This window comes from Ruegeria sp. R8_1, assembly GCF_017743815.1.
In the GTDB taxonomy this organism is placed as follows: Bacteria; Pseudomonadota; Alphaproteobacteria; order Rhodobacterales; family Rhodobacteraceae; genus Ruegeria; species Ruegeria lacuscaerulensis_A.
Genome location: NZ_JAGHRL010000002.1, coordinates 135,804 through 162,041, shown reverse-complemented (window position 1 = coordinate 162,041; position 26,238 = coordinate 135,804). Strand labels below are relative to the sequence as shown.

29 protein-coding genes and 1 tRNA gene are annotated in these 26,238 nt (G+C 57.6%); 14 read left to right on the top strand and 16 right to left on the bottom strand.

From position 1 onward, the window contains the following. The first annotated feature begins 113 nt into the window (after positions 1 to 113). On the top strand, positions 114 to 1,505 hold the full coding sequence (locus J7380_RS04890; protein ID WP_209194740.1) for an aminotransferase class III-fold pyridoxal phosphate-dependent enzyme: 1,392 nt from the start codon (positions 114 to 116) through the stop codon (positions 1,503 to 1,505). A 139-nt stretch (positions 1,506 to 1,644) separates the two neighbouring features. Here J7380_RS04890 and J7380_RS04885 read toward each other — a convergent pair whose 3' ends face one another. From J7380_RS04885 to pyk, 6 genes are all read right to left on the bottom strand, one after another. Next, complete coding sequence (locus tag J7380_RS04885) at positions 1,645 to 1,950, bottom strand: hypothetical protein (RefSeq protein ID WP_209194739.1); 306 nt, start codon at positions 1,948 to 1,950, stop codon at positions 1,645 to 1,647. Between the two features lie 419 nt (positions 1,951 to 2,369). Next, positions 2,370 to 2,735 (bottom strand): 50S ribosomal protein L20, encoded by a 366-nt coding sequence (rplT, locus tag J7380_RS04880; RefSeq protein ID WP_152457001.1) that lies wholly within the window; start codon positions 2,733 to 2,735, stop codon positions 2,370 to 2,372. A 14-nt stretch (positions 2,736 to 2,749) separates the two neighbouring features. After that, a complete protein-coding gene (rpmI, locus tag J7380_RS04875; RefSeq protein ID WP_010443552.1) occupies positions 2,750 to 2,950 on the bottom strand; it encodes a 50S ribosomal protein L35 in 201 nt (66 codons plus the stop codon). A gap of 180 nt (positions 2,951 to 3,130) precedes the next feature. Continuing rightward, a complete protein-coding gene (locus J7380_RS04870) occupies positions 3,131 to 4,681 on the bottom strand; it encodes an alanine/glycine:cation symporter family protein (protein ID WP_209194738.1) in 1,551 nt (516 codons plus the stop codon). 14 nt (positions 4,682 to 4,695) lie between these two features. Beyond that, positions 4,696 to 5,133: a universal stress protein gene (locus tag J7380_RS04865; protein ID WP_209194737.1), complete on the bottom strand. Its 438-nt coding sequence runs from the start codon at positions 5,131 to 5,133 to the stop codon at positions 4,696 to 4,698. Between the two features lie 211 nt (positions 5,134 to 5,344). After that, a complete protein-coding gene (gene pyk / locus J7380_RS04860; protein WP_170356080.1) occupies positions 5,345 to 6,790 on the bottom strand; it encodes a pyruvate kinase in 1,446 nt (481 codons plus the stop codon). A 133-nt stretch (positions 6,791 to 6,923) separates the two neighbouring features. Between pyk and J7380_RS04855 the strand changes: the two genes are divergently transcribed. From J7380_RS04855 to J7380_RS04845, 3 genes are all read left to right on the top strand, one after another. Next, positions 6,924 to 7,661, top strand: a complete 738-nt coding sequence (locus J7380_RS04855) for an N-formylglutamate amidohydrolase (RefSeq protein WP_209194736.1) — start codon at positions 6,924 to 6,926, stop codon at positions 7,659 to 7,661. 59 nt (positions 7,662 to 7,720) lie between these two features. Further along, positions 7,721 to 7,960, top strand: coding sequence for a DUF6868 family protein (locus tag J7380_RS04850; RefSeq protein ID WP_209194735.1), 240 nt, complete (start codon positions 7,721 to 7,723; stop codon positions 7,958 to 7,960). Between the two features lie 73 nt (positions 7,961 to 8,033). Further along, positions 8,034 to 8,348 carry a DUF1244 domain-containing protein gene (locus tag J7380_RS04845; RefSeq protein ID WP_209194734.1) on the top strand — a complete coding sequence of 105 codons (315 nt, stop codon included), beginning with the start codon at positions 8,034 to 8,036 and terminating at the stop codon, positions 8,346 to 8,348. Positions 8,349 to 8,391: 43 nt separating this feature from the next. Here the strand turns inward: J7380_RS04845 and J7380_RS04840 are convergent, their stop codons facing one another. The 3 genes from J7380_RS04840 to dgcN all read right to left on the bottom strand — a co-directional run bounded on the left by J7380_RS04840 (position 8,392) and on the right by dgcN (position 11,292). Continuing rightward, a complete protein-coding gene (locus J7380_RS04840) occupies positions 8,392 to 9,252 on the bottom strand; it encodes a D-amino-acid transaminase (protein ID WP_209194733.1) in 861 nt (286 codons plus the stop codon). A 10-nt stretch (positions 9,253 to 9,262) separates the two neighbouring features. After that, positions 9,263 to 10,228, bottom strand: coding sequence for an N-acetyl-D-Glu racemase DgcA (gene dgcA, locus J7380_RS04835; protein WP_209194732.1), 966 nt, complete (start codon positions 10,226 to 10,228; stop codon positions 9,263 to 9,265). Between the two features lie 62 nt (positions 10,229 to 10,290). Continuing rightward, positions 10,291 to 11,292, bottom strand: coding sequence for an N-acetyltransferase DgcN (gene dgcN, locus J7380_RS04830; protein WP_209194731.1), 1,002 nt, complete (start codon positions 11,290 to 11,292; stop codon positions 10,291 to 10,293). A 295-nt stretch (positions 11,293 to 11,587) separates the two neighbouring features. Here dgcN and J7380_RS04825 point away from each other — a divergent pair, with 295 nt between their 5' ends. Continuing rightward, positions 11,588 to 12,550: a CoA ester lyase gene (locus J7380_RS04825; protein WP_209194730.1), complete on the top strand. Its 963-nt coding sequence runs from the start codon at positions 11,588 to 11,590 to the stop codon at positions 12,548 to 12,550. Positions 12,551 to 12,583: 33 nt separating this feature from the next. On the opposite strand, the gene J7380_RS04820 is transcribed toward J7380_RS04825, so the two are convergent. After that, positions 12,584 to 13,162: a PA14 domain-containing protein gene (locus J7380_RS04820; RefSeq protein WP_170754939.1), complete on the bottom strand. Its 579-nt coding sequence runs from the start codon at positions 13,160 to 13,162 to the stop codon at positions 12,584 to 12,586. A 117-nt stretch (positions 13,163 to 13,279) separates the two neighbouring features. Continuing rightward, positions 13,280 to 13,732, bottom strand: coding sequence for an Lrp/AsnC family transcriptional regulator (locus J7380_RS04815; protein WP_209194729.1), 453 nt, complete (start codon positions 13,730 to 13,732; stop codon positions 13,280 to 13,282). Between the two features lie 73 nt (positions 13,733 to 13,805). Between J7380_RS04815 and J7380_RS04810 the strand changes: the two genes are divergently transcribed. Then, positions 13,806 to 14,402: a LysE family translocator gene (locus J7380_RS04810; RefSeq protein WP_209194728.1), complete on the top strand. Its 597-nt coding sequence runs from the start codon at positions 13,806 to 13,808 to the stop codon at positions 14,400 to 14,402. A gap of 1 nt (position 14,403) precedes the next feature. Here J7380_RS04810 and J7380_RS04805 read toward each other — a convergent pair whose 3' ends face one another. After that, complete coding sequence (locus tag J7380_RS04805; RefSeq protein ID WP_170356070.1) at positions 14,404 to 15,237, bottom strand: AraC family transcriptional regulator; 834 nt, start codon at positions 15,235 to 15,237, stop codon at positions 14,404 to 14,406. Positions 15,238 to 15,359: 122 nt separating this feature from the next. On the opposite strand from J7380_RS04805, the gene J7380_RS04800 reads away from it, so the two are divergent. Continuing rightward, positions 15,360 to 16,322 carry an acetyl-CoA carboxylase carboxyltransferase subunit alpha gene (locus J7380_RS04800; RefSeq protein ID WP_209194727.1) on the top strand — a complete coding sequence of 321 codons (963 nt, stop codon included), beginning with the start codon at positions 15,360 to 15,362 and terminating at the stop codon, positions 16,320 to 16,322. A gap of 5 nt (positions 16,323 to 16,327) precedes the next feature. On the opposite strand, the gene J7380_RS04795 is transcribed toward J7380_RS04800, so the two are convergent. From J7380_RS04795 to J7380_RS04785, 3 genes are all read right to left on the bottom strand, one after another. Then, positions 16,328 to 17,455, bottom strand: a complete 1,128-nt coding sequence (locus J7380_RS04795) for a lytic murein transglycosylase (RefSeq protein WP_170356068.1) — start codon at positions 17,453 to 17,455, stop codon at positions 16,328 to 16,330. Between the two features lie 112 nt (positions 17,456 to 17,567). Then, entirely contained in the window at positions 17,568 to 18,215 is a 648-nt protein-coding gene (locus tag J7380_RS04790; protein WP_209194726.1) for a GntR family transcriptional regulator, read from the bottom strand. A gap of 30 nt (positions 18,216 to 18,245) precedes the next feature. Next, positions 18,246 to 18,941 (bottom strand): SprT family zinc-dependent metalloprotease, encoded by a 696-nt coding sequence (locus tag J7380_RS04785; RefSeq protein WP_209194725.1) that lies wholly within the window; start codon positions 18,939 to 18,941, stop codon positions 18,246 to 18,248. 100 nt (positions 18,942 to 19,041) lie between these two features. Here J7380_RS04785 and J7380_RS04780 point away from each other — a divergent pair, with 100 nt between their 5' ends. From J7380_RS04780 to J7380_RS04755, 6 genes are all read left to right on the top strand, one after another. Continuing rightward, positions 19,042 to 19,368 carry a TIGR02300 family protein gene (locus J7380_RS04780; RefSeq protein ID WP_209194724.1) on the top strand — a complete coding sequence of 109 codons (327 nt, stop codon included), beginning with the start codon at positions 19,042 to 19,044 and terminating at the stop codon, positions 19,366 to 19,368. A 140-nt stretch (positions 19,369 to 19,508) separates the two neighbouring features. Further along, positions 19,509 to 19,584 (top strand) — tRNA-Ala (locus J7380_RS04775). A 155-nt stretch (positions 19,585 to 19,739) separates the two neighbouring features. Next, on the top strand, positions 19,740 to 20,924 hold the full coding sequence (locus J7380_RS04770; protein ID WP_209194723.1) for an integrase arm-type DNA-binding domain-containing protein: 1,185 nt from the start codon (positions 19,740 to 19,742) through the stop codon (positions 20,922 to 20,924). After that, on the top strand, positions 20,921 to 21,487 hold the full coding sequence (locus tag J7380_RS04765; RefSeq protein WP_209194722.1) for a hypothetical protein: 567 nt from the start codon (positions 20,921 to 20,923) through the stop codon (positions 21,485 to 21,487). The genes J7380_RS04770 and J7380_RS04765 overlap by 4 nt, the downstream gene beginning before the upstream one ends. 153 nt (positions 21,488 to 21,640) lie before the next feature. Then, positions 21,641 to 21,895 carry a hypothetical protein gene (locus J7380_RS04760; protein ID WP_209194721.1) on the top strand — a complete coding sequence of 85 codons (255 nt, stop codon included), beginning with the start codon at positions 21,641 to 21,643 and terminating at the stop codon, positions 21,893 to 21,895. Beyond that, positions 21,892 to 22,185 carry a hypothetical protein gene (locus J7380_RS04755; protein ID WP_209194720.1) on the top strand — a complete coding sequence of 98 codons (294 nt, stop codon included), beginning with the start codon at positions 21,892 to 21,894 and terminating at the stop codon, positions 22,183 to 22,185. Before J7380_RS04760 ends, J7380_RS04755 begins: the two co-directional genes overlap by 4 nt. 381 nt (positions 22,186 to 22,566) lie before the next feature. Here J7380_RS04755 and J7380_RS04750 read toward each other — a convergent pair whose 3' ends face one another. Then, a complete protein-coding gene (locus J7380_RS04750) occupies positions 22,567 to 24,528 on the bottom strand; it encodes an amidohydrolase (protein WP_209194719.1) in 1,962 nt (653 codons plus the stop codon). A gap of 363 nt (positions 24,529 to 24,891) precedes the next feature. On the opposite strand from J7380_RS04750, the gene J7380_RS04745 reads away from it, so the two are divergent. After that, positions 24,892 to 26,232 (top strand): serine hydrolase domain-containing protein, encoded by a 1,341-nt coding sequence (locus tag J7380_RS04745; RefSeq protein ID WP_209194718.1) that lies wholly within the window; start codon positions 24,892 to 24,894, stop codon positions 26,230 to 26,232. Positions 26,233 to 26,238 lie beyond the last annotated feature (6 nt).

Below are 26,238 nucleotides of genomic sequence, written 5' to 3'. Positions count from 1 at the left end.
AATCTGGCCCTATCTACGGATGGCCATTCGCGGTGATCTGAGCCATCAAGAACACACAGGCCGGGGCCCAGTTCCCGCACCTTGCGCACCCATACTTTGTGAAAGGACATGTCATGGACGGCACGTTCAACGAAAACGATCTTTCCCGCGTGGTCGAGGCCGACCGCGCCCATATCTGGCATCATCTGATCCAGCATAAGCCGTTTGAAACCAATGATCCGCGTATCATCGTCGAAGGCAAAGGCATGCGCGTTTGGGACCAGAACGGCAAGGAACATCTGGACGCCGTCTCGGGCGGGGTCTGGACGGTCAACGTGGGCTATGGCCGCGAATCGATCTGCAAGGCGGTCTATGACCAGTTGATGAAGCTGTGTTATTTCGCCCAGTCGGCAGGCTCGATTCCGGGCTCGATCTTTGCGGAGAAACTGATCAGCAAGATGCCGGGGATGAGCCGCGTTTACTACATGAACTCAGGCTCTGAGGCGAATGAGAAAGCCTTTAAGATGGTCCGTCAGATCGCCCACAAGAAATACGGCGGCAAGAAGACCAAGATTCTTTACCGTGATCGCGACTATCACGGCTCGACCCTGGCGGCGATGTCGGCGGGCGGTCAGGATGAGCGCAACGCGCAATACGGCCCCTTCGCGCCGGATTTCGTGCGCGTGCCGCACTGCATGGAATACCGCAAGCACGAGCTGGACGGCGCCCCCGAAGAGAATTTCGGCGAATGGGCGGCTGACCAGATCGAAGAGGTCATCCTGCGCGAAGGCCCCGACACCGTGGGCGCCCTGTGTCTTGAGCCTGTGACGGCCGGTGGCGGCGTGATCGAGGCCCCCGAAGGCTATTGGCAGCGCGTGCAGGAGATTTGCGACAAGTATGACATCCTGTTGCATATCGACGAAGTTGTCTGTGGCATCGGTCGTACCGGCACATGGTTTGGCTATCAGCAATATGGCGTGAAGCCTGACTTCGTGACCATGGCCAAGGGCGTCGCCTCGGGTTACGCCGCCATCGCTTGCATGGTCACCACCGAGGAAATCTTTGACATGTTCAAAGACAATGCAGACGACCCGATGAACTATTTCCGCGATATCTCGACCTTTGGTGGCTGCACCGCCGGTCCGGCGGCGGCGATCGAGAACATGCGGATCATCGAAGATGAGAACCTGCTGCAAAACTGCACCGACATGGGCGCGCGTATGATGGGCAACCTGCAAGGGCTGATGGAGAAACACAAGGTCATCGGCGACGTGCGCGGCAAGGGCCTGTTCCTTGGCGCAGAACTGGTTGCGGATCGTTCCACCCGCGAGCCGGTGAACGAAAAGATGGCACAAGCCGTTGTGGCCGACTGCATGGCGCAGGGCGTAATCATCGGTGTGACCAATCGCTCGGTCCCGGGCAAGAACAACACGCTATGTTTCTCACCAGCGCTGATTGCGACGGCGGACGACATAGACCAGATCACCGACGCGGTCGACGGTGCGCTAGGGCGGGTCTTCGGTTAAACCCGTATAATCCTAAAAAAACCGGCGCACGAACGGCGCCGGTTTTTTTCGCGTAGTCCAACCATACACATAACTTGGTGGGCAGAACTGCAATCCGGTAACGTGATCAGTTCATCACGAAAGCAACCTCACGCTTCGTTCAGAAGTGCCAGTCTTCGAGTAATGACTCCAGATTATAGGTCCAAAACTCTGCTTCCTCCGCACCGGAAACTTGCCAGGACATGAGTGGGGAATCACTATTTGACCCATCGGAAAGCCCGATTTCTATCCAATTGGTTGATGTATTGCTGTCCGAGTCACGCCCCGTAGCATGAAACACAAATGTATCTTCGCCGCCCCACGCGTTGGTGTTGGGCGCCGCTTCATTGTTTTGAAAGGAAATACCTTCAGCCTGCAAATTCCAACCGCCACTTGCCTCGACAGCACCTGGATCAACCAGCGCCACAGTCCCAGAATTGCCTCCAGTGCCCGAGGCGGCTGCATCAGTGGCAAGCTCAGTCCGCAGATCATCAATAAGGTTGGGATTTAATGGCCTTCCGCAGTGTCCGCACATTATCGCTTTCTCCAATCGAGTACGTTGACGGGCATACAAACCTGTCGATTCTAAAAAGTTTCTATAGAACCGTATTTTGGAATTACGGCAGATTTTTGGCCAGTCACACCAACCAATTACCTGAATCGCTGCGCTAAATTTGCATCGTGGAAGTACGCCACGTGTAACGTATCAGACCGGATAGCGGCAGCCTCGGATGAAGCCTTTACCGGGGATCCACATCGCCTGACAACATACCGGCTACAATACGGGATGAAAAAAGCCGCCCCGAATGGGACGGCCTTTCCTTCACTGTCTCTGTATTCAGAGGATCAGGCAGTCAGAGCGGCCTGAGCTTTGGCGACGATCGCGCCGAACGCTTCCGGTTCGTGCACGGCCAGGTCGGCCAGAACTTTGCGGTCCACTTCGATACCGGCCAGGTTCAGGCCGTTGATGAAGCGGGAATAGGTCAGAGCCTCGTCATGCGAACGGACAGCAGCGTTGATACGCTGGATCCACAGCGCGCGGAAGTTGCGCTTGCGGTTCTTACGGTCGCGGGTTGCATACTGGTTGGCCTTGTCGACGGCCTGACGGGCAACCTTGAAGGTGCTCTTGCGGCGGCCATAGTAACCTTTGGCGGCCTTGATAACCTTCTTGTGACGGGCGTGAGTTACGGTTCCACCTTTAACGCGGGACATCTCTTAATCTCCTCTTAGCGGTCGTAGGGCATGTAGCCCTTGACGATCTTGGCGTCGGGGGCGGACAGGGTGGTGTTGCCACGGGCATCGCGGATGAATTTCTTGGTCCGCTTGATCATGCCGTGCCGTTTGCCGGCCTGGCCAGCAAGGACCTTACCGGTCGCAGTCACCTTAAAGCGCTTCTTGGCGCTCGACTTGGTCTTCATCTTAGGCATTTCCGTCTCCTTCCAGGGTTCGGTTTCAGACGCGACTCGGCATGCCATCTCGGCCGGTCACGCAACAGATGCGCCGTTTACGCAAGTTCGATCATACTGGCAAGGGGGTTTGGACCAGAATCTGCGGATTCTGCAACTGGTCAGGCACCGGGGCGACGCATGCCGCCCCGGTGAAAGGATTTAGTGGCCGAACTTGCGGATTTCACCACTTTTCAGCCGAGCCACATAGCTGGCCAATTCCTCACGCACCACTTTCATCAGGAAGTACAGCGCAAAGACGTTCACGACCGCCATGGCAAAGATCGCCGCGTCCGAGAAATCGATGACCGGGCCAAGGTTGGCTGCCGCACCGATCACCACGAACACACAGAAGATGATCTTGAAGATCAGCTCTTTGGTGTGGCCCTCGCCAAACAGGTAGGTCCAGGCCTTGAGGCCGTAATAGGACCAGCTGATCATGGTCGAGAAGGCGAACAGAACCACCGCGATAGCCAACACGAACGGGAACCAGCCAAAGGCGCTGCCAAAGGCCGCCGAGGTCAGGCTGACGCCCGAATTGCCGTCAACGGTTGCAATACCGTTGCCCGCTTCGTTCAGCACGTACAGGCCAGTTGCCGGATCAACGATCAGCTGTTGGGTGATGATGATTACCAGCGCTGTCATGGTACAGATCACAACCGTGTCGATGAACGGCTCCAGCAGGGACACGAACCCTTCGGTGATCGGCTCGCTGGTTTTCACCGCCGAGTGCGCGATCGCAGCCGAACCCACGCCCGCTTCGTTCGAGAATGCCGCACGACGGAAGCCCTGAATCAGCGCACCGACCATACCGCCAGCGACGCCAAGCCCGGTGAAGGCACCCGCAAAGATCTGGCCAAAGGCCCAGCCGATCTGATCCGCATGCATGATGATAATGACCAGAGCGGCCAGAACATACATGACGCCCATGAACGGCACGACCTTTTCGGTCACGCGCGCGATGGATTTCAGGCCGCCCACGATCACAAGGAAGACGATCAATGCGAAAACCACACCCGTAATCCAACCCGGATAGTCGCCCACGATACCCGCGATCTGCTGGTGCGCCTGGTTGGCCTGGAACATATTGCCCCCGCCCAGCGCGCCAAGGATACAGAAGATCGAGAACAGAACCGCCAGAATTTTGCCACCTGGCAGGCCCATTTCAGCAAAGCCCTTGGACATGTAGTACATCGGACCGCCCGAGACGGTGCCGTCTTCGTATTCGTTGCGGTATTTCACACCCAGCGTACACTCGGTGAATTTCGAGGCCATGCCCAGAAGGCCCGCCACAATCATCCAAAAGGTCGCGCCCGGACCGCCGATCCCGATGGCCACGGCCACACCGGCAATGTTGCCCAGACCGACCGTACCCGAAAGCGCCGTCGCCAGCGCCTGAAAGTGGCTGACCTCACCCGCGTCATTCGGGTCGGAGTAATCGCCTTTGACAAGGCTGATCGCGTGCCCGAAGAAACGGAACTGCACAAAGGCGAAATACAGCGAAAAGACCGTCGCGGCGATAACCAGCCACCCTACGATCCATGGGAAACCCGAGCCGGGAAACGGCGCGAAGATAAAGCTGACGAACGGACCGGTAAAATCGGCAAAAGCCTGATTGATCCTGTCGTCCAGACCCGCGGCCTCTTGCGCCATTGCAGGGCTGGCGCCCAGCATCGCGGCGGCGGCCAGCGCTGTTTTCTGATAGATACTCATTTTCATCGCTCTCCTCAGTTCACGACAGTGACCGGTACATCGGCATGCATGACCAGATTCTGGGTCGAACTGCCGAACAGCCGTTTCTTGAACCCATCCGCCGAGGCACGCCCGACGATGATCTGGGTGCCGCCATTTTCGACCGTGATCGCGTTCAGCGTTTCGGCCACGTCGCCGTGGCGCACGATGCCCTGAGCCGTGAACCCGCCCGAGGTCAAAGCCTCAACCGCAGGCGTAACGATGCGCGAAGTCGCCAATGCAACTTCTTCTTCGCGCCGCTTGTGTCGCTGGGCGTTTTCTTCCGGTGTCTGGAAAGTAAAAGGGGACCATTCGATGACGTAAACCACAAGTAATTCACACGTTCCGATCCGCTCGGCCAGGTCTTTGGCAAAGGCGATCGCGCGCTCTCCGGTTTCTGTCCCGTCCAGTCCGATGACAATCTTGGTTGTCATGACGTTTCTCCAATATTGTTGATTATACCGGGGCCCGTGCCCCCGGGCGGGCAGCCGGAGTCTGGAACGAATTCAATAGACTACCCGTGAAAATCAGTATCCGAGAAAAACAGCGAAAAACAGAGGGGAAACTGCAGATTGCCCTCAAATTTCACCTATATATATGTTTTTAAAGTGTATATTTTGCCTATTTATTGAGCAATTCAGGACCTCAACCCGGATCTGTGTTGTAAATCAAACGCTCATCACAGGGCGCGATACGTAAGATATTGGTGGTGCCCGGCACATTAAACGGCACACCAGCAGTCACCACGATCTGATCAGTTTCAGCGGCAAAGCCCCCAGCACGAGCTGCACGGGCTGCATTCACAACCGCGCCCTTGAATCGCTCCAGTTCGGGCGTCATCACGCAATGGCACCCCCAGCTCAGGCATAGTCGCCGCGCAGTGCCGGTGGCCGGGGTCATGGCGATAATCGGCACTTCGGGCCTTTCTCGGGCTGTCAGTAAAGCAGTAGTCCCACTTTGGGTGAAGCAGCAGATCGCCTTGATATCAGTCTTTTCCGCAATCTCGCGCGCAGCGGCAACGATCCCATCGGCGATCGTTGTCCCCTTGGCCGTACGAGACGAGGCAATAATCTGGCCATATGTCGGGTCCGCCTCGACCTCGATGGCGACCTTGTTCATTGTCTGCACAGCTTCGACCGGGTAGGAACCCGCAGCCGACTCGGCACTGAGCATGATAGCATCGGTGCCCTCATAGATCGCGGTGGCCACGTCCGAGACCTCGGCCCGAGTGGGCATTGGACTTTCAATCATGCTTTCCAGCATCTGCGTCGCGACAATCACCGGTTTGGCCGCGCCCCGGCACTTGCGCACCAGACGTTTCTGGATCGGCGGCACAGCCGAAACCGGCAGTTCAACCCCCAGATCGCCACGCGCCACCATGATCCCGTCAGACGCATCCAGAATGTCGTCAAACGCCTCGACCGCGGCGGGCTTTTCGATCTTGGACAGGATCGCGGCCCGACCATCGGCCAGCGCGCGCGCCTCAAAAACGTCCTTGGCGCGCTGCACGAAGCTCAGCGCCAGCCAGTCGACACCCAATTGGCAAACAAATTCCAGATCATCGCGGTCCTTGGCCGACAGGGCCGCCAACGGCAGCACCACATCAGGCACATTTACGCCCTTGCGGTTAGAGATCGTGCCGCCCACCTCAACGGTACAATTGGCGAAATCCTGACCGCACTCCTGCACGATCAGGCGGATTTTACCGTCATTGACAAGCAGGCGTGCGCCGGGTTCCAACGCGGCGAAAATCTCGGGATGCGGCAGGCAAACGCGATTGATGTCCCCGGCCTCCGGGTCAAGGTCCAGCCGGAAGGCCGCGCCTTCTTCCAATTCCTCAGAGTCGTTGGCAAAGACGCCGACACGCAGTTTCGGCCCCTGCAAATCGGCCAGAATGGCAATCGGGCTGTCCAAGTCCTTTTCAACCTGACGGATAATCCGGTGGCGTTCGCGGATTTCATCATGACTACCGTGGCTCATGTTCAGGCGGAACACATCGGCCCCGGCCTCGTGCAGGGCGCGGATCATGTCATAGTCATTCGACGCCGGACCCAGCGTCGCCACGATTTTCACATTTCTCAGGCGTCGCATTGTTGGTGCTCTCCTCATGTATTCCCTGGGCGTCGCGCAAATGTTACCGCAAACATTGCTTCAAGCTGCTTATTGCGCAATTCCCTTTTATTAGCAACTGCCCTACACCTGCGACAAACCAGATGACAGGCTTATGACGTATTCTCCGTTTTTTATCCACGGCGCAGATCGCCCTTCGCGTTGGCTGATCACATGTGACCACGCCACCAACACCGTCCCGCATGACATCAATGGCGGAGACCTTGGCCTGCCGCGCGAGGATATGGAGCGTCACATCGCCTATGACGTAGGCGCCTATGAGGTCTCGAAACATCTTGGGGAAATCCTGAACGCGCCCGTTGTGGCGGCCAATTTCTCGCGTCTTGTGATCGACCCGAACCGGGGCGAGGATGACCCGACCATTCTGATGAAGCTGTATGACGGATCAATCATCCCCGGCAATCGTCACGCCGACGCGGCCGAGCGGGAACGGCGGCTGAACATGTGCTATCGCCCCTATCACAATGCTTTGGCCGAGCTGGCGGCCCTGCCCCATGCGGTGATTGTGTCCATGCACTCTTTTACCCGACAGCTGCGGGGGCGCGAGCCGCGTCCGTGGCATGTTGGCGTGCTGCACACCCCGGACGAGCGTTTTGCGCGCCCGCTGATCACCCGGTTGCAGGCCGAAGACGACCTGTGCGTCGGTGTAAACGAACCCTATACCGGTGTCCTGCCAGGAGATGCCATCGACAAGCACTGCACCGCTTTTGGCCGCCCCAATGCCCTGATCGAGCTGCGCAATGATCTGATCGCCGATCACGCGGGACAACGGGCTTGGGCGGAACGTTTGGCCGTTGTGCTACAGGACGCGCTGGATACCAGCGACCTTTAATCACACGCCATTGTGAGGATACCTCCTGATCCCCATATATTCGGCGAAAGGGGATCGCCATGACCCAGGAATTCGCAACCTCTGTGTTTGGTTGGATGGCCGCGCTGAACATCGCAGTGCTGTTGTTCACAACATTAATGGTCCTGCTGCTGCAGGAGCAGATTGCGGGCATTCACAGCAAGTTATTCCAGATGGAGCGGTCGGAAGTGAAACGATCGTACTTCCGGTATCTGGCCAACTACAAGGTCCTCACATTGATCTTTTGCATCGTGCCTTGGCTGGCCTTGAAACTGGCCTGACGTCCTGTTTGTTGAAACATCGCCTCCGGGCCGCTAGGTCAAGGACAACGATACTGTCATCCGGAGTCAGCACATGGACAAGCAAACCGAAATCGAACTTCAGGCCGCAGCCTTCCGCCGGTTGCAAAAGCACCTGATGGAAGACCGCACCGACGTTCAGAACATCGACATGATGAATCTGGCCGGGTTCTGCCGCAACTGCCTGTCGCGCTGGTATCAGGAAGCGGCCAATGAAAAGGGCATCGAGATGGGCAAGGACGAGGCCCGTCAGATGTTCTACGGCATGACCATGGATGAATGGAAAGCCAATTATCAGACCGAAGCCAGCCCCGAAAAACAGGCCGCCTTCGAGGTCGCCTTTGACGAAAACGTCACCAAAAAAGGCTGAACGCTGAAATCAAAAGGCCCGCCGGTTTGGCGGGCCTTTGTGTTTAGATCGCCGCCTTGCGGCTTTCATCCAGATAAATCTCACGTAAGCGTTTGGCAATCGGGCCAGGCGTGCCATCGCCCAGCGCGACGCCGTCAATCTCAACCACCGGCATGACAAAAGCGCTGGCCGAGGTGGTGAACGCTTCATCCGCCTCTTTCGCCTCATCAATCGTGAACAAGCGCTCTTCGACTTCCATCTGCGCCTCAGCTGCCATGCGCAGCACAGCCTTACGCGTGATGCCGTGCAGGATGTCATTGGACAGCGGACGGGTCACGATCTTGCCGTTCTTGACGAAATAGGCGTTGTTGCTGGTGCCTTCGGTGACATAGCCATCCTCGATCATCCACGCATCATCGCATCCGGCGGCCTTGGCCATCATCTTGCCCATGGACGGGTACAGCAACTGAACCGTCTTGATATCACGGCGACCCCAGCGGATGTCGTCAATCGAGATGATCTTGGCGCCCTTCTGCGCCGCCGGGCTGTCGGCCAATCCCGGCTTGTTCTGGGTGAACAGAACCAGCGTTGGCTTGGTTCCCTCAGCGGGAAAGACGAAATCCCGGTCGCCATCGCTGCCGCGCGACACCTGCAGATAGATCAGCCCCTCTTCGATCCCGTTTAGTTCGACCAGCTTGCGGTGAATCTCCAGCAGGTCTTCCTTGCTGCAAGGTTCGGCCATCTGCAGCTCGTCCAGCGAGCGTTTCAGACGCACCGCGTGGCCGTCAAAGTCGATCAGCTTGCCGTCCAGCACGCTGGTCACCTCATAAACGGCGTCAGCCATCAGGAAGCCACGGTCAAAGATCGAGACCTTGGCCTCGGTCTCGGGCAGGTACTCTCCGTTCACGTAAACGGTGCGGGTCATGTCACTCTCCTCAGCCCCAGAGCGCCGCTTTTGGCGGATGCACTCCGGCGTCATCAAAAATCAGCGGGTTGGTGCGGTCTTCGGCCAGAAGAAGCGGGCCGTCAAGGTCCGTTACCATCGCACCCTGCGCCAACAAGGTCGCAGGGGCCATCGCAAGCGAGCTGCCGACCATGCAACCAACCATGACATTATAACCCTCGGCCAGTGCCTGTTCGCGCAGCGCCAACGCCTCGGTTAAACCACCGGTCTTGTCGAGCTTGATGTTGACCACATCATATTTGCCCTTGAGGCCGGGCAAGCTGCTGCGATCATGACAGGACTCGTCGGCACAAACGGGCACCGGGCGCTCCATCCCGATCAGCGCGTCATCTTCACCTGCAGGCAAGGGTTGCTCGACCAGCGCCACACCCAGACGCACCAGATGCGGGGCAAGGTCGGCATAAACAGCGGCCGACCAACCCTCATTCGCGTCGACGATGATCTGCGCGTTCGGCGCGCCCGCGCGCACAGCTTCAAGCCGTGGCATGTCATCCGGTGTGCCCAGCTTGATCTTTAGTAGCGGGCGATGCGCATTGGCCGCAGCTTGCGCCTGCATCGCCTCGGGCGTGTCCAGCGACAGGGTATATGCGGTGATCTCGGGGCCGGGCACCGGCAGACCGGCCAAGTCCCACGCCCGTTTGCCCGCACGTTTGCACTCCAGATCCCACAGCGCGCAATCTACGGCATTTCGCGCCGCCCCAGCAGGCAGCAGATCCATCAATGACTGACGGGTGAAGTCCGCAGGCAATCCCGCAATCTCGGCTTCGACCGACTCCAGCGTTTCATCATACCGCGCGTAGGGCACGCATTCTCCCCAGCCCTGATGCACCCCGTCCGAGATCCGAACGGTAAGCACCTTGGCCTCGGTCCGCGATCCGCGCGAAATGGTGAACACCTGCGCCAACCGAAACACATCCCGCGAAACGTCTATCCGCATTACACATCTTTCCCCAATAGTGCGACCAAGATTTTTCGACGAAAAATCTTTGCCAGACCGTGTTACAGCGCCGCCAGCGCGTCAACCAGCTTACCCGCGCCAAAGCGGTACGGGTCGGTGGCGGGCAGGCCCATCTCGGCCTCGACCTCGGCGATGTAGGCGCGCGCCTCGTCTTCGCTCAGGTTCTGCGTGTTGATCGAGACGCCAACAACCTGACAAGCCGGGTTTGCGACCCGCGCCAGCGGCAGGGCCGTATCGCGCAAGTCCGGCAACGATGGCAGAGAATACTCGGGCAAGCCCCGCATATGCGTCCGTGTGGGTTCATGACACAGGATCAGCGCATCGGGCTGACCACCATGAATCAGCGCCATGGTCACACCAGAATAGGACACGTGATACAGTGACCCCTGCCCTTCGATATGATCCCAGTGATCCGCGTCATTCTCGGGCGTCAGATACTCGACCGCACCGGCCATGAAATCGGCCACAACCGCGTCCAAAGGAACCCCCTGCCCGGTGATCAGGATACCCGTCTGCCCCGTGGCGCGGAAGGTTGACTTCATGCCGCGCTTGCGCATCTCGGCATCCATCGACATGGCGGTATACATCTTACCGGCCGAGCAATCGGTTCCCACGGCCAGACACCGCTTGCCGCTGCGCTTTTTGCCATTGGCAATCGGATAGCCAACGGTCGGCACCCGCACATCATGCAACGTGCAGCCATGGGTTTGCGCCGCGGCCACCAAATCGCCCTCATCGCGCAGCAGGTTATGTAGGCCAGAGGCCAGATCAAACCCCATCTCAAGCGCCTCGATCAGCACCTTTTTCCACGCCGCGCTGATCACACCGCCCCGGTTGGCAACGCCAATGACCAGCGTTTTCGCCCCGGCAGCTTTGGCCTCGGCCAGAGTCAGGTCGGTCATGCCCAGATCGGCCTTGCAACCCTCCATCCGGTACTGGCCCACAGCGTTCTCGGGACGCCAGTCCCGGATGCCGATGGCAACTTTTGCGGCCAGCTGGTCGGGCGCATCGCCCAAAAACAACAGATACGGTGTCTCGATCATTGCGGTGCACTCCTTTGATTCCGACGCAGGCTAGTGGAGCCGGCAGGCGAGAGTTTCGCGAATTCCTTGGGCAACATAAGGCCGGTTGGGAAATTTTTGCACACCTACCCAAATTTCCGCAAAAATCTTTCATGTTCACAAAGCGATTAAACTTTAACCACCGGAGACGCAGCGTATTTTAGTGAATGCTGCGAATGCAATGCCGCAACTGCACAAAGGCGCTTGCGCAGGCTTGCGCAATTTAATACCCAATGAGGCAAGAAAATCGTAATTTCCTTACTCGCACGAGGTCCAGATGAGCTTTCGCCTTCAACCCGCCGCCCCTGCCCGCCCCAACCGTTGTCAGCTGTTCGGCCCCGGATCGAACACCAAACTGTTCCCTAAAATGGCAGCCTCGGCCGCAGACGTGATCAACCTGGACCTGGAGGATTCCGTCGCCCCCACCGACAAGGACGTGGCCCGCGCCAATGTGATCGAGGCGCTGAACAGCATCGACTGGGGCGGCAAATACATGTCGGTCCGTATAAACAGCCTCGACACGCCCTACTGGTATCGCGACGTGGTCGATCTGCTGGAGCAGGCCGGCGACCGTCTGGACCAGATCATGATCCCCAAGGTGGGCTGCGCCGAGGATGTTTACGCCGTCGACGCGCTGGTCACCGCGATCGAACGCGCCAAGGGCCGCACCAAACCGATCAGCTTTGAGGTCATCATCGAGTCCGCTGCTGGTATCGCCCATGTCGAAGCCATCGCGGCATCCTCCCCGCGTCTGCAGGCCATGAGTCTTGGGGCAGCAGACTTTGCGGCCTCGATGGGGATGCAGACCACCGGCATCGGTGGCACGCAGGAAAACTACTACATGCTGCGCGAAGGCGAAAAGCACTGGTCCGATCCGTGGCATTGGGCGCAGGCCGCCATCGTCGCCGCCTGCCGCACCCATGGCGTGCTGCCGGTTGACGGCCCGTTCGGCGATTTCTCGGATGATGAGGGGTATATCGCACAGGCCAAGCGCTCGGCCACGCTGGGTATGGTGGGCAAATGGGCGATCCACCCCAAGCAGATCGCGCTGGCCAATCAGGTCTTCACCCCGTCGGACGAAGCGGTGTCCGAGGCGCGCGAGATCCTGGCCGCGATGGAACAGGCCAAAGCCAATGGCGAAGGCGCAACCGTCTACAAAGGGCGTCTGGTCGATATCGCCTCGATCAAACAGGCCGAGGTGATCGTGGCACAGGCCGAACTGATCGCCGCCAACGGTTAACGAAGCAAGGCGCCCCGCGGGGCGCCTTTTTCTTTACCGACCGAAGACGTCGTTGGGCGTCCATGTAAAACGCTCGCCCTTCTTGCCCGATTTCATCATCAGGCAGGATGTGCCATATTTCTGAAAATATGTGATCTTCAGCGGATACCACCCGGCTTGTGGCACTTCGACCTCGGTTCTCTGATTGGCTTCGCAGCCTTGCCGCCCATTGACATAGCCGATCTGCTGCCCCCCGACCCAAGCGTCGATACCGTCATTCGACCAAGTCTCAAGCTCGTAGACACCCGGTGAATCGAACTTGATATACCCAGTGACTTCGGCTGCGACGTTGAACGCCTCGTTGAATGTCAAAACCGGATCGCCTTCGGTCGTATCGCGATAATCCAAGCCTCGCAGTGGTTTACCTGACTTGGCTTTCTTCAGAAGAAAACCAACTTTGGCCAAGTTTTGAATTTTGCGAGGAGGATTCCCTTCCCATGCGTATTTCACATCCAATCCGGGTTTGGGATTGGGTTGCGGGTTTGCCGGTTGCAGTTTCAAGGGTGCAGCCAACGCACCCCCGGCGAAAATCGCCAAGGCAGCGGCAAGTGCTCCGGTTCGAACGAGGTTCATGGTCTTCTCCCTGATACGGTCCCTTTGAGGTTATTCCCCATTTTGGTTGGGACATTTGTCCAACACTAGGACGTCGGAAATTACCCGGCAAGAGAGTTAACAATCACATTTTCGCAGTCATCCGCGCATGTCTTTGGGAGAACCCATCACCACATATGACGTGATCGAGGTGACATGCGGCAGTGTTCCCAAAACGTCGGTGTGGAATGTTTTGTAGGCCGGCAGATCTTGGCACTCTACGCGCAACAGGTACTCGATCGTCCCGGTGATGTTGTGGCACTCAACCACCTCGGGCGCGTTTTGCAGTGCGCGCTCAAACCCTTCCTGCGCCGCTTTTGTATGCTCGCCCAGCCCGACACCGATATAGGCCACAAAGCCCACCCCTAACTCCGCCGGGTTCAATACTGCGCGGTAACCTGAAATTACGCCTGAGCGCTCCAGCTCCTGCACCCGGCGCAAACAAGCCGAGGGGGACAGGCCCACGCGGTCGGCCAATTCCAGGTTGCTGATACGGCCATCTCGGGTCAATTCACGCAATATATGTTGGTTTATTTGATCTATCTTCGACATTTGTTGCTAAAAATAAAGACACACACACAATTTTGCAATTTCATTTGCTGTTTTCTGGGCAATGCTGCGCGCCATGACCTACGACTTGCTTCTGGCCCTGATCACCTTTGCCTTTGTCTCTTCCATTACACCGGGACCGAACAACCTGATGCTAATGGCCTCGGGCGCAAATTTCGGGTTCCGCCGGTCAATCCCTCATATGCTTGGGATCGGACTTGGTTTCACCTTCATGGTTGTTTTGGTTGGGCTGGGTCTGGCGGCTGTCTTCGACCAATACCCAACCAGTTACACGGTGCTGAAAATCGCATCCGTGATCTATCTGCTATTCTTGGCCTGGAAAATCGCCAATGCCGCGCCTTCAGGTCAAGCGGCCGGGGCTGGAACGCCCATGACATTCCTGCAAGCTGCCGCATTTCAATGGGTTAATCCCAAAGCGTGGGCCATGGCCCTGACAGCGATCACGGCCTATTCTCCGGGCCGCACGCCCGAGGCCATTTTGATCGTGGCGCTGATCTTTGGCGCCGTCAATCTGCCTTCGGTCAGCACATGGACGGTACTTGGACAGCAAATGGCGCGAGTCCTCACGAACCCGCGCCGCTTGCTGGTTTTCAATTGGACCATGGCCACGCTGCTGGTTGCATCGCTCTATCCGGTCCTTTGGCCTGCTTGATTTACTTGAGAGGCAGGCAGATTTCGGTCAGCAGTTCATCGGGCGGCGTATCGCGTGGGTCGTTGAGGTAAATCTCATAGCAGGGTTGATCCGCAGGCTCTTCGCCTGAGTCCGGCAGCCAATTGCCGAACAGGCTGTGATAGGCGGCGTGAATACCGGAATAGGGACCTTTGTAGCGCAAGACAGCCGTCTTACCGCCGGGGATACTGAGGTCTTCCATCCCGTCCGGGGCCGCGTCTCCACGATATTCCGCGCCTGCGTAACTGCGCAGGTCTTGCTCGGGCACCTCGTCGGGGCTGTCTAGGTAAAGACCAATGACCGGGCCTAATTGAGGCCAAAGCTTGCGGGATTCGCACAACGCGCCGAAGGTTTCAAAACTCCTGCCGATCTCGGCATAGTTGCCGCGGTGCTTCAACGCGACAATCCGGCGGGCAGGTTCGGTACGGGTTTCAACGGGGTGCATCGGGTAGTCTCCTGTTTTGAAATGTGGATGTGCTGGCAGAAACAGACCGGCCTTGCGAAAGGCGGCTGGGCTGGTGCCATAGGCGTCAGAGAACGCCCGCGCAAAGGAGTTCAGGTTCGGATAGCCCACGTCGTTGGCCACTTGCGCAACCGGCACGTCGGTCTGCACCAACCGGCTGGCGGCACGGTGCAAACGGATCCGACGCACTGCCTGCGCACAGGTTTCGCCCGTTATTGCCCGAAACACACGGTGCCAGTGAAATCTCGACATCGCCGCCACATCCGCAAGTGCATCCAATGACAGATCCCCTGCGGGGTTGTCGTGGATGTATTCAAGCACACGCAGGATGCGGGTTTCATAGCTGTTTGCCATCCGGCTTCGTCCTTCTTCCTTGCCCCCTCACACAAGCATATTGCCGATCCACAAATCTTGCTGAGTTGCATCCCAGGCGACGTCAGGTCATATAGCAGGGAACTTCCGCGTTGAGAGGCGTCATGACCCAGTATCTGGATTTCGAAAAACCGCTGGCCGAGATCGAAGGCAAGGCCGAGGAACTGCGCGCGCTGGCCCGCGCCAACGAAGAAATGGACGTGGCCGAAGAAGCCGCGGCGCTGGATGCCAAGGCCGCCAAGCTGCTTGATGAGTTGTATGGCGATCTGACCCCTTGGCGCAAATGCCAGGTGGCGCGGCACCCCATGCGCCCTCATTGTCAGGACTATGTCAAAGAGCTGTTTACCGAATTCACCCCTCTGGCCGGCGACCGCAATTTTGCCGACGATCTCGCGGTGATCGGCGGGTTGGCGCGGTTCAACGATCAGCCCGTGATGGTGATCGGCCACGAAAAAGGATCAGACACCAAATCGCGGATCGAGCGCAATTTCGGCATGGCCCGCCCAGAAGGCTATCGCAAGGCCGTGCGCCTGATGGAAATGGCGGGGCGTTTTGGCCTGCCGGTGATCACCCTGATCGACACGGCCGGGGCCTATCCCGGCAAAGGGGCCGAGGAACGCGGCCAGTCCGAAGCCATCGCGCGGTCAACCGAGATGTGCCTGAAGATCGGTGTGCCGCTGGTTTCCGTGATCATCGGAGAAGGAGGTTCGGGCGGTGCGGTTGCGTTCGCGACGGCTAACCGTGTCGCGATGCTGGAACATTCGGTCTACTCGGTGATCTCGCCCGAGGGCTGTGCCTCGATCCTGTGGAAAGATGCCGAGAAAATGCGCGAGGCCGCCGAGGCGTTGCGCCTGACCGCCCAAGACCTATACAAACTTGGCGTCTGCGACCGGATCATCACCGAGCCCAAGGGCGGGGCACATCGCGATCCCTCGACCACTGTTGAATCGGTGCGTGCGGCGATTGCCTCGATGCTTCAAGAGCTCGACGGCAAAGACCCGGCAGCCCTGATACGCGACCGCCGCCAGAAATTCCTGGATATCGGTTCGAAAGGTCTGGCGGCCTAAAGCGCCTAGCCGCCCAACCTGCGCAACAGCGCGACCGAGGGCTCTCCGGTCACCGGAAGGCCATTGGCGCGCTGATAGCCGCTGATGGCGGATTTGGTGTTGTTCCCAATCACCCCATCAGCGCCTTGCGTGTCGTAACCCGCAGCGGTCAGACGGCGCTGCAGCTCTTTGCGGTCCTCCAGCGTCAACCCGGTCGCATCCGGCCCGAATGAAGCCTGAAACGGCGCGCCCCCCGCGATCCGGTCAGACAGGTGTCCGACTCCAATCGCGTAGCTATCCGAGTTGTTGTACCGCTTGATCACCTGAAAATTGCGGAACACGGCAATGCGCGGCCCCGGCACCTGCGGCTGCAGCACCGCGACGGGTGTACCGGAAACCGTGCCGACCTCACCCCCCCAGGGCTGCCCACGCTTCCATCCCGAACGGGCCAGATAGGCCGCTGTCGACGCGAGCGAATCCGAGGGGTCCTCGGACCAGATGTCACGCCTGCCGTCGCCGGTATGATCCACGGCAAAGGCCAGATACGAGGTCGGGATGAACTGAGTATGCCCCATTGCACCGGCCCAACTGCCGGTCATCTTGTCCGGGGTCGTATCCCCCGCCTGAATGATCTGAAGCGCCGCGATCAGCTGTTTTTCGAAAAACGCACCGCGCCGCCCGTCATAAGCCAATGTGGATGTTGCCGAAACCACCGGCACATCCCCGCGCCGCGCGCCATATCGGCTCTCTAACCCCCAGACAGCGACGACAACCTCTTTGTCGACACCATATTGCGCCTCGATCTGCGACAGAGTTGCGGCGTGCCGAACCATCATCTGTTGACCTGTCTCGATCCGCTCATCCGAGGCTGCGATAGCCAGATAATCCTCGAGCGAACGCTTGAACTCGACCTGATTGCGGTCACGTTCGATAACTCCGGGCAAATAGCCTGCCCCCTGGAACGCACGGTTGAGGGTTGTCTGCGAAATCCCCTGCGATGCGGCGCGGGTTTTGAAACCGGCTACCCAGGCGTCCCACCCGGCATTCGGAACCGGCCGCATCCGCGATGCGGGAGCTGTCGTTTGCGTACCACCTGAACAGGCGGCCAAAAGGGTCGATCCAAGACCGACAGAAAATACCCGACGATTGATCATGTTTAAAATCTGCTCTTGTTGTGATTTGGGATCAGAGTAACCCAGACCCTCCGTCCAAGCCAGAACTGCTGTCGCGAAACAAACGCACGCGGCAATGTCGGCAAATCGCCGCTTAAGTTACCAGCATCCGCAGACCCTGCGTCACGTCCGAACGAACCGCAAGACGCAAACCGGGCTCATCCCCGGCCTTGAGCGCGGCGATGATCAGTTTGTGATACTGCGGGGGTTCTGTACGCCGCAGCCGCCCATAAAGCGCCCGCATGGTCGGCCCAAGTTGCAGCCACACAGTCTCGGCCATCGCCAGCATAGCTGGAGCCTGCGCCCTCAGGTACAAAGTGCGGTGGAATTCGAGATTTGTGCGGATGTAGCCGACGGCATCGCGCTTGGTAACCATCTCGGCAACGATCATGTTGATGCTCTGCAATCGGTCGATCAGGGCCATGTGCGCGCGCGGCAGGGCCCGGCTGGCAAGCTCGACCTCTAGAAGCGCGCGCAGAGCGGCAAGTTCCTCGATACGGTCATTGGTCAGCTCTGGTGTCGACACCCGCCCGGATGAGGACAGAAACAAGGCGCCTTCGGCCGCAAGACGCCGCACAGCTTCGCGTGCGGGCGTCATGGACACCCCGAATTCTTTACCGATCCCACGCAGGGTCAACGCATGCCCCGGGGCGATTTCCCCATGCATGATCCGCGCACGCAGGGTCCGATACACCCTGTCATGCGTAGCTGTCTGCGAGTCGGAAGGACGCGTGCTTAACATTCGACCATGTGATCACAAAATGATTTGGGGTCAACTCACAGGAGCGTCAAATCTGTACTGATGCAACTGCGCCCCGTTGTCGCGCAACCAACGCCGCTGTTCACGGTAGTCACCAAATATCCGCTCAACCTGGGCCCAGAACGCTCGGGAATGGTTCATCTCGACCAGATGGGCCACCTCATGTGCAGCGACATAGTGCAGAATTTCAGACGGCGCGAGGATCAGCCGCCATGAAAACATCAAACCACCGGCCGAGCTGCATGACCCCCAACGCGACCGCGTATCGCGAATAGTCAAGCCAGAGTAACTGCGCCCCAACATCGCCGCGTAGTCATCGCAGGCACCGGTCAACCGGTCGCGAGCGAGCTCTTTCAGAAACCGGGCCAAACGCTTTGCCTCGGCGCCCTCGGGTACGGCGATTTCGTCGCCTCTGAGAAGCACGCGCCGCCCTTCTGCCGGGACGATTCGCCGTTCGGTTCCTTCGATTGGCAACATCTGACCAAATTGCACCACCGCAGGATCCGGACGATCTTGCAGATGTTGGCGTATCCAGTCTGCCTTGAGATGCGCAAAATTCAACGCCTCAGACTCGGGCACACCATCGGGGTAAGTTAGTGTAACACGTCCATCCAATTGGGAAATCCGCAGGCTGATCCGCCTGGCAAGCGCTGATTTGCGCAATGTCAGCCGCACACGGGGTGTGCCGGGCAGTGCGTGCTCTCCCATTGGTTATGTTCTCCTGTGCAAAGGCTTTGACAGTGCCCGCTGCATGTGGCACGTGACCTGAATCGTTATTACGACTCACCTGATATCAAGGGGATTTCACATGCCCAAGGAAGAATGGGGCGTTAAGCGCGTTTGCCCGACAACCGGCAAGCGGTTTTACGACCTGAACAAGGACCCGATCGTCAGCCCCTACACCGGCGAGATCGTTGAGCTGGACACCGGCAAAAGCCGGATGATTGCCGCTGACGCAGAAGACGCGGCCTCGGCCAAAGCGCGCGAGAATGCGTCGGACGAGGATATTGTTCTGGACGATGACGACAATGTCGATGTCGATCTGGAAGATGACCTGCTGGATGATGATGACGACAACAGCGATGACGTCTCTCTGGACGACATCAAAGACATGTCGTCTGAAGACGAAAACTAATACCGTTCAGAGGCGGCCCAGCGCCGCCTCGAACCTTCCCGGACGATGAGCGGAAAGATTTTGCCAGAATCCATTTTTGGACTTGCACTCGCTGCCGCCGTCTCATAAACGTCCGTCCACTGCTTCGGCAGTCCCTAGATGGGGCCTTAGCTCAGTTGGGAGAGCGCTTGCATGGCATGCAAGAGGTCAGGGGTTCGACTCCCCTAGGCTCCACCATTTTTCTCCTCAGTTCGAATTCACTCGCAGTCACACGGCTTTGTAAATAAGGCCTTTGACGTGTCAGTCTTTCTCACCCCCAAGGAAACTTGGGCTCTGCCAGAATTCCCATTGTGTGGGTCTGTGTGGGGTTCGCCAGTGTGAAAGTATGCAAGATGACCAAACTGACAGACAAGAAGATCAAGCTGGCAGATGGCGGTGGCCTCGCCCTGATCGTTCACCCAAAGGGAAGCAAGACGTGGGTCTGGCGCTACAGGGTCAATGGTAAGCAGCGTGAGATGACCTTGGGCTCCTATCCCTCTGTTGGCCTGAAGGACGCGCGCCAGCGCGTCAAGACGCAGAGAAACCTGCTGGACACCAATATCGCCCCTGACGTGGCGGAGATGCGCGCGGAGGTACAGGCTCGGTCAGGTCTGACGGTCACCACCTTCGCCGGGGTTGCTCGCGCGTGGTTGGCGGAGGAGCGCTTGCACTGGGGAGAGAAGACTTATGTCCGCGCCAGCAACCGGATCGAAAAGGATGCCATCCCTCTGCTGGGGACTGTGGAGGTCGCGGACATCACGGCAGTCGATATAAAGGCCGTTGCTCTCAAGATCGCGGATCGTGGGAGCCATGAGACTGCGCGCCGGGTCATCCGCATCCTGCGGCAGGTTCTGGGCTATGCGGAGGCCGAGGGCCTAATCTCCACTGTGCCGGGTGCAAACGTGATCGACAGGTTCAAGCCCAAGCCCAAGAAACACCACCCCGCCATCGTTGAGCCAGAACGTCTGTCGATGTTCCTGCAGGCGCTGGATGCGTGGCCGCACCCGACGCTGGGCAAACCTCTGGTGCAAATCGTTGCGCATACCGGTCAGCGTGTCGGGGAAGTGCGCAAGATGCGCTGGGCGGACATCAACATGGGCGTGCGTGTCTGGAACAACGTGGTGACCAAGACAGGCATCACCATTGCCATTCCTCTGACGAACCCGGTGATCGATATCCTGAGTGAGATGTCCAAGCTGAACGGTCACCGCGAATACGTCTTTGCCAGCGACAACGGCCCCGTGTCTGCGCCCGCTGCAATGGACATGATCCGCAAGATCAGGTTCGAGAAGGAGACCAACGGCCACGGCCTGCGGGCCACGTTCCGTACATTGGTGGTCGAGCGCCTCGGGTTCGACAAGGAGCACGCAGAGGCTCAGTTGAGCCACGCGTCTAAGGAACAACATGGCCGCGCATACGACCGCACCATCTTCCTCGGCAAGCGCAGGGTGATGATGGAGGCCTATTCGCAGTTTCTGGTTCAGTTGCAGGCAAGCCGTGCTAACGTGGTGCCGATGATTGCGGCGGCAAAAGTATGAGCAAACACGATACGGTGGAGCATATTGAGAAGACGTTCAACGTGGAATTCGCGCGTCTCGTTCAGTTCCTGATCGCCATTAAAAGCGATAAGGCAATGCCCGCACGCATCAGGAAATGGGCTGCGCTCTATGCGGCCAACAATTTCTTGGAATCCCTGCCAATACTGAATGCTGATCCTGACCTGCTGGCACCGATCAATGCAATCATCAACGATCTGGCTGGGCCGATGAAACGAGGTGGGCGAGATCGCGCTCATGACAGGCTGGTCCATGAGGCGCGGGCAGTGGTTGATATCCTGAAATCGAAAGGTTGGTCTGTTGAGAATGCGTGTACGCGTATTGCATCCATCATGACGAACAACGGCAGGCCCACGGCTTGGGGTACGGTGAGGGACTGGACTGTCGGACAGCGCCGCGATGAAGACATCCTCGCGATGAGGGTAATCAAGGACTATGTCGCTGTCTGGAAGCCAAGCATTATCAATGACGATCTCGACACCGTTGATCGCGCGCTCCTGCACTTCGAAACTCAAGCGCGGCGCTGGGCAAAGTTCGAAGACTAAAACGGACACGCGTGGCCAATTTCAGGGACCTTGTCGATCACCGGCAAGGTCTTTTTTCGTCCGAAAGTTCAGAAAGTGGAAACCTCCTGTTGCTCTCCACTGCCGATATGGAATTCTTATTGAAGCCAAAGAGACACCTGCTCGGAGGCCAATATGTCAAGCGCCCAGACATTTCTGGATCAGAAGCCCTACATCACCGGGGGCCGTATCATCCCTGATCGTTTCTACACCGATCGTGAAGCCGCCATCATGTGTGGTCTGAAGGGTCCGGAGTACCGCGAATTCATGACAGGTGCAGGCGTCGCGCCGACCGTTGTCAAAAGCCGTGAATACTGGCTGGGCCGGGACATCCTGATCGCACAGAACGTGGACGTGCTGAACGGTCTCGTCATTGAGGTGCCAGCATGAGTGTCGCCCGCATGCCCATTCACCCGGATAATTTCCCGAAAACAGGGAACGTCACCCTCAAGCAGCTATCCACTCACAGTGGTCAATTGGGCATGTTCCCCGGATCGCCATCAACGTGGTTGCGTATGGTGGACAGCGGCGATGCGCCCGAGCCCATCCAGATCGGTCGCCAGCATTTCTGGCGCGCTGAACACGTCCGCGCAATCGCCGCGGGTATCGACTGGCGGCTGGTGAAGATCGACACGCCAGACCTCAGGGCAACTGCAGCGGACCGGATCAACGACAAATGATCTGAATACGAGGGGCGTTATGTCAAAAGACACGATCCCGGTCACGATATGGCAGAATAACGGCGGCGTGCTGTCGAAGACCATAAGCGCTGGGCCTGACGGCAAACCCGTCTCCGATGGCAGCGCATGCAAGATGAGCAGAGGAATAGGCGAGGTGAAGAAGTTGGGCGGTCTCAACGGCCTCGCCCAAACCATCGACACCATGAAGTCCTCTGTGGCTTTGAGCCTTGTCTGCGGCAGTGGGCTACGTGACGAACGGAACAAATCTGGCGCTCAAGAACGCAGAGGGCGCGACAGTTCTGCGCCTGCGCAAGACGCTAGAATAGGCACCGCGCCTATCGGAGCGAGAAGGGACAATCAGCCGACTTGTTCAAGGCAATATCAGCGAGAATCAAAGGTCGAAATCCCGAGCGGATCATAGACGTTGGACTGCGTTGATTGCGAGTGATCGTGATAGTGGGCCTTACTGCGTGCGTGGCGTAGCGACGCCATCAGCACACGTTCCGGATTATAGATGAGCTGGCCTGCATCGGCTTCGTCATGTTCTCCATCTGCTGCGGGAGGAGCGGGCTGAAGACGGCCTTCAAGGACAGTTCCCCACACATTGATATCGGCCAGCGTCAAAGGATCCACAGTTAGCGGATTTTCTTCAAGGATTGTGAAGTTGGCCAGTTTGCCAGGCTCGATGGAACCGATTTCATCCTCCAATTGCAGTGAATAGGCTGCGCCGATGGTGATACCTTCCAAAGCGTGTTCTGCACTGATGCGCTGGTCCGGACCAACGACACGACCGCTCGTGGCTATCCGATTGACAGCAGCCCACATGTATTTCAAAGGCTCCGCAGGAGCCATCGGCATGTCCGAGTGCATCGAGAAGGGGATACCTGCTCGAACGGCATCGCCTAAAGGCACCATGCGCTCTGTACGCTCGCTACCGACGCTGCCTGCGGCATAGCGATCTGCGAGGGTCGGCGTATAAACGGAATTGCCGCTGACAATCGCGCCAAGACGTTTAATGCGTGCGATCTGATCAGGTTGAGCGTAGCCAAAGTGCACGACGACGGTGCGATGGTCATATCTCGGATTGCGCTGCATGGCAGCTTCGAGGGCATCCAGAAGAATGTCCAGACCGCCGTCTCCCAGATTGTGAACATGGACCTGAAAGCCTGCGTCCCAATAAAGGTCGAAAACCTGCTTGAAGAAATCGGGCGTCATAATCCATTCACCTTCATGCCCGTCCAGGTAGCCATCGCGCATGATCATCAATTCACTGAATATCGCTCCATCTAACAGCAGCTTGACCTGCTTAGGTAGGAACTGGGTTCGGCCTTCGCTCCAAGCCAGCATGGCTTCGGTTTCGGCTAGTACTTTTTCGGGGCCCTCTGTGTTCAGAAATAAACCGCCAAGCGTCCGACCGTCCGGAATAAAGTAAAAGTTGAACGGTGTGTCGTCTGGCCCGAACGCTTCTGCTACGAGTGCTTGGGCGTTCTGATTAACAGGGCCAGCAGGCTCTGCAAGGGTCGTGATCCCGCTGCGGTGATAATAGTCCTCTGTGAACTCCAGCGCTGCCATGACCCTGTCGATAGACGCATAGACCGGAGCAAACTTCTCAAAGAACACATGCTCCCAGAATGCAGCTTCAAGGAAGAGGCCTTTTTCAAGATTGGCTTGAGACCGGGCCAACTCGCTCGACCAGCTTTCAATGTATTCTTCGGTGATATCCAGTTGTTCGATGGCCGCCGAGTTGAAGTACATCTCGTGGGTAGAGCGCTGCCATACAGCCAGCGGAATGTCGGGGGCCAGTTCGTCCAAAATCGCACGGTTCATGTCGCCGTGCCACGACGCGTGATACCCCCAGACCATCAACGGCCGCCCACTGCTAGGATCATATGTATTGATGACCTCGGACAGGCGTGCGCGAAACTCCTCCTCGCTATTGGCAAGAGGCGCAAATCCGGCCGGCGATTGCCAGTCCTCGATGGAAATGATGGCATCCGACATCATCGCAAGTGCGCCCAGAAGCGGGTGTAAATGCTGTTCAATGAACCCAGGCACAATGACTTTGTCTTCAAAACTGCGGTCAATTGCATAGCTACCTTCGGGCAGCCGACCCTCGATACCCTCTAGGGTTCCGACGTCGACAATTCGACCGTTTCTAACTGCCACGGCCTCAGCCAACGGGGCGTCCGGGTCCATGGTAAGAACTTCTCCACCGACGTAGACAGTCGTGCCGGGAAACTCAGGGAAACGTTCGAAGGCGTCTTGCAAAGAAGGAGACTGCGCAGCACCGTGAAGCGGCATGAGGGCGAAAGCGAGTATGGTTAGAGACTTAGAGAAACTCATTGATGCCTCCGAATAGGATTGCGGACATTAATAAATTGCTTCGATCAGAGCAGGTTGGTCTGCGATGTGTCAACCTAAGCCGTCAGTCTCAAAACACCGACTGAGCGACATAAATTTGAAAGCCACTTTCGCGGCCCGCTGTTGTCTCGTGGCAGACATTCGCCGAAATTCACAGAATGACTGCAATGCGAACAAAGTGGATATTTCACCAGGTAAGGGAGAGCGGCAGTAATTCTCGAATTCCCGATAAAACGGACTATGCTTTGCCGAGCAAAACTACGTTGTTCAGTTCTTCGAAAACCCGATTTCAACACGCTGGCCGCGGCCATACTTCAGTTGCAACTCATTTGGAGCGATACTGCCATGCCAAACACTTCATTACTTTCAAAGTCCAATTTTCCAGTTTTTGCGCTTATTGGAGGTTTGATTATGCAAAGCCTTGGAACATCTCCTGCACATGCTGAAGACGACCCATACGCTACGCCGCGAGAAGACTTTTCCATCCGTGACCTACGGAATGGTTACACGGCCGAGCAAGCCTACAACCTGAGTTCTGAATGGAATTTGCAGAAGTTTCTCGACATCACCGAAGCCGGGGCGTTTTCGTACATGAACCTCGCCGAGTTCCTGCCAAGCTCGGTAATTCGCCGCGACGGGGCCGTTGCGATGCTTGCGACAAACCTTAACGACGCCATAGGTGCCACGAGCGTCCCGGGCGCTGATGGCGATGCTGTCTCGCTTGACGAGATGATTAATGCCGATAATTCCACGGTGCAGGGCGTTATGGTTCTTCACAAAGGCGAAATCGCTTACGAGGCCTACCCAGGAATGCGACGGACGGACAACCACGTCTGGATGTCCAATGCAAAGATCCTTTCGAGCTTGTTGATCGGTCAATTGGAAGATGAGGGTAAGATCGACGTACAGAAAACAGTTGGCGACTATGTAGATGGCACCAAAAGAACAGCTTGGGAAAACATAAAAGTCATCGACGTCCTGAACATGCAGTCTGGTTTGGATCTGGAAGAGAACCCCCTCTCACGCAAAGGCGACACACCATATGGGCGTTTTGTTAGGGCTGAGCTTGGTGTTCCAAACGAAGCAGGCGTCCTGCAAACGCATAACGAAGCCCTGTTTGCTATACCCAAACTGCGGGAACCGGCTGAGGCCTTCGAATACTCCTCTGCAAACACACAAATGCTTGGTCTTGTCATTGAAGCCGTTACGAACCAGCGACTTGGCGAAGCGATCACGGAACGGGTCTGGAGCAAAGCTGGGATGACTGGCGATGCCACCCTAGCGCTGTCGCCTCAAGGAAACGGCATCATACACGGTCTGATCAGCAGCCGCTTGATCGACATGGCAAAGATTGGTCTGCTCTACACGCCAAGCTGGGACAAGACAGCGTCAGACCGCATTGTATCTGAAAAGATGATCGACACAATCCAAACAGCGGGTGTCGCCGAAAACTACATGAAGGGAACACTTGGCCCGCACCTTTCTGACGCATTCCGCGAACAACCGATGGCAAACGCATACCAATGGGATGCTGTTTTTGCCGATGGCGATTTCTACAAAAGTGGGATGAATGGCCAAGGAATCTATGTCTCTCCAAGAAAAGACACCGTTGTCGTTTGGTACGCAACCGGAGGTGCCAGTATCGACATGGAAGCTTACGCCAGAGGTATTGTGACTTCTCTGTAAGTCGGA

Coding starts and splice junctions, on each gene's coding strand:
- J7380_RS04890 (WP_209194740.1), top strand. CDS start 114: ATGGACGGCACGTTCAACGAAAACGATCTTTCCCGCGTGGTCGAGGCC.
- rplT (WP_152457001.1), bottom strand. CDS start 2,735: ATGTCCCGCGTTAAAGGTGGAACCGTAACTCACGCCCGTCACAAGAAG.
- rpmI (WP_010443552.1), bottom strand. CDS start 2,950: ATGCCTAAGATGAAGACCAAGTCGAGCGCCAAGAAGCGCTTTAAGGTG.
- J7380_RS04870 (WP_209194738.1), bottom strand. CDS start 4,681: ATGAGTATCTATCAGAAAACAGCGCTGGCCGCCGCCGCGATGCTGGGC.
- J7380_RS04865 (WP_209194737.1), bottom strand. CDS start 5,133: ATGACAACCAAGATTGTCATCGGACTGGACGGGACAGAAACCGGAGAG.
- pyk (WP_170356080.1), bottom strand. CDS start 6,790: ATGCGACGCCTGAGAAATGTGAAAATCGTGGCGACGCTGGGTCCGGCG.
- J7380_RS04855 (WP_209194736.1), top strand. CDS start 6,924: ATGACGTATTCTCCGTTTTTTATCCACGGCGCAGATCGCCCTTCGCGT.
- J7380_RS04850 (WP_209194735.1), top strand. CDS start 7,721: ATGACCCAGGAATTCGCAACCTCTGTGTTTGGTTGGATGGCCGCGCTG.
- J7380_RS04845 (WP_209194734.1), top strand. CDS start 8,034: ATGGACAAGCAAACCGAAATCGAACTTCAGGCCGCAGCCTTCCGCCGG.
- J7380_RS04840 (WP_209194733.1), bottom strand. CDS start 9,252: ATGACCCGCACCGTTTACGTGAACGGAGAGTACCTGCCCGAGACCGAG.
- dgcA (WP_209194732.1), bottom strand. CDS start 10,228: ATGCGGATAGACGTTTCGCGGGATGTGTTTCGGTTGGCGCAGGTGTTC.
- dgcN (WP_209194731.1), bottom strand. CDS start 11,292: ATGATCGAGACACCGTATCTGTTGTTTTTGGGCGATGCGCCCGACCAG.
- J7380_RS04825 (WP_209194730.1), top strand. CDS start 11,588: ATGAGCTTTCGCCTTCAACCCGCCGCCCCTGCCCGCCCCAACCGTTGT.
- J7380_RS04820 (WP_170754939.1), bottom strand. CDS start 13,162: ATGAACCTCGTTCGAACCGGAGCACTTGCCGCTGCCTTGGCGATTTTC.
- J7380_RS04815 (WP_209194729.1), bottom strand. CDS start 13,732: ATGTCGAAGATAGATCAAATAAACCAACATATATTGCGTGAATTGACC.
- J7380_RS04810 (WP_209194728.1), top strand. CDS start 13,806: ATGACCTACGACTTGCTTCTGGCCCTGATCACCTTTGCCTTTGTCTCT.
- J7380_RS04805 (WP_170356070.1), bottom strand. CDS start 15,237: ATGGCAAACAGCTATGAAACCCGCATCCTGCGTGTGCTTGAATACATC.
- J7380_RS04800 (WP_209194727.1), top strand. CDS start 15,360: ATGACCCAGTATCTGGATTTCGAAAAACCGCTGGCCGAGATCGAAGGC.
- J7380_RS04795 (WP_170356068.1), bottom strand. CDS start 17,455: ATGATCAATCGTCGGGTATTTTCTGTCGGTCTTGGATCGACCCTTTTG.
- J7380_RS04790 (WP_209194726.1), bottom strand. CDS start 18,215: ATGTTAAGCACGCGTCCTTCCGACTCGCAGACAGCTACGCATGACAGG.
- J7380_RS04785 (WP_209194725.1), bottom strand. CDS start 18,941: ATGGGAGAGCACGCACTGCCCGGCACACCCCGTGTGCGGCTGACATTG.
- J7380_RS04780 (WP_209194724.1), top strand. CDS start 19,042: ATGCCCAAGGAAGAATGGGGCGTTAAGCGCGTTTGCCCGACAACCGGC.
- J7380_RS04770 (WP_209194723.1), top strand. CDS start 19,740: ATGACCAAACTGACAGACAAGAAGATCAAGCTGGCAGATGGCGGTGGC.
- J7380_RS04765 (WP_209194722.1), top strand. CDS start 20,921: ATGAGCAAACACGATACGGTGGAGCATATTGAGAAGACGTTCAACGTG.
- J7380_RS04760 (WP_209194721.1), top strand. CDS start 21,641: ATGTCAAGCGCCCAGACATTTCTGGATCAGAAGCCCTACATCACCGGG.
- J7380_RS04755 (WP_209194720.1), top strand. CDS start 21,892: ATGAGTGTCGCCCGCATGCCCATTCACCCGGATAATTTCCCGAAAACA.
- J7380_RS04750 (WP_209194719.1), bottom strand. CDS start 24,528: ATGAGTTTCTCTAAGTCTCTAACCATACTCGCTTTCGCCCTCATGCCG.
- J7380_RS04745 (WP_209194718.1), top strand. CDS start 24,892: ATGCCAAACACTTCATTACTTTCAAAGTCCAATTTTCCAGTTTTTGCG.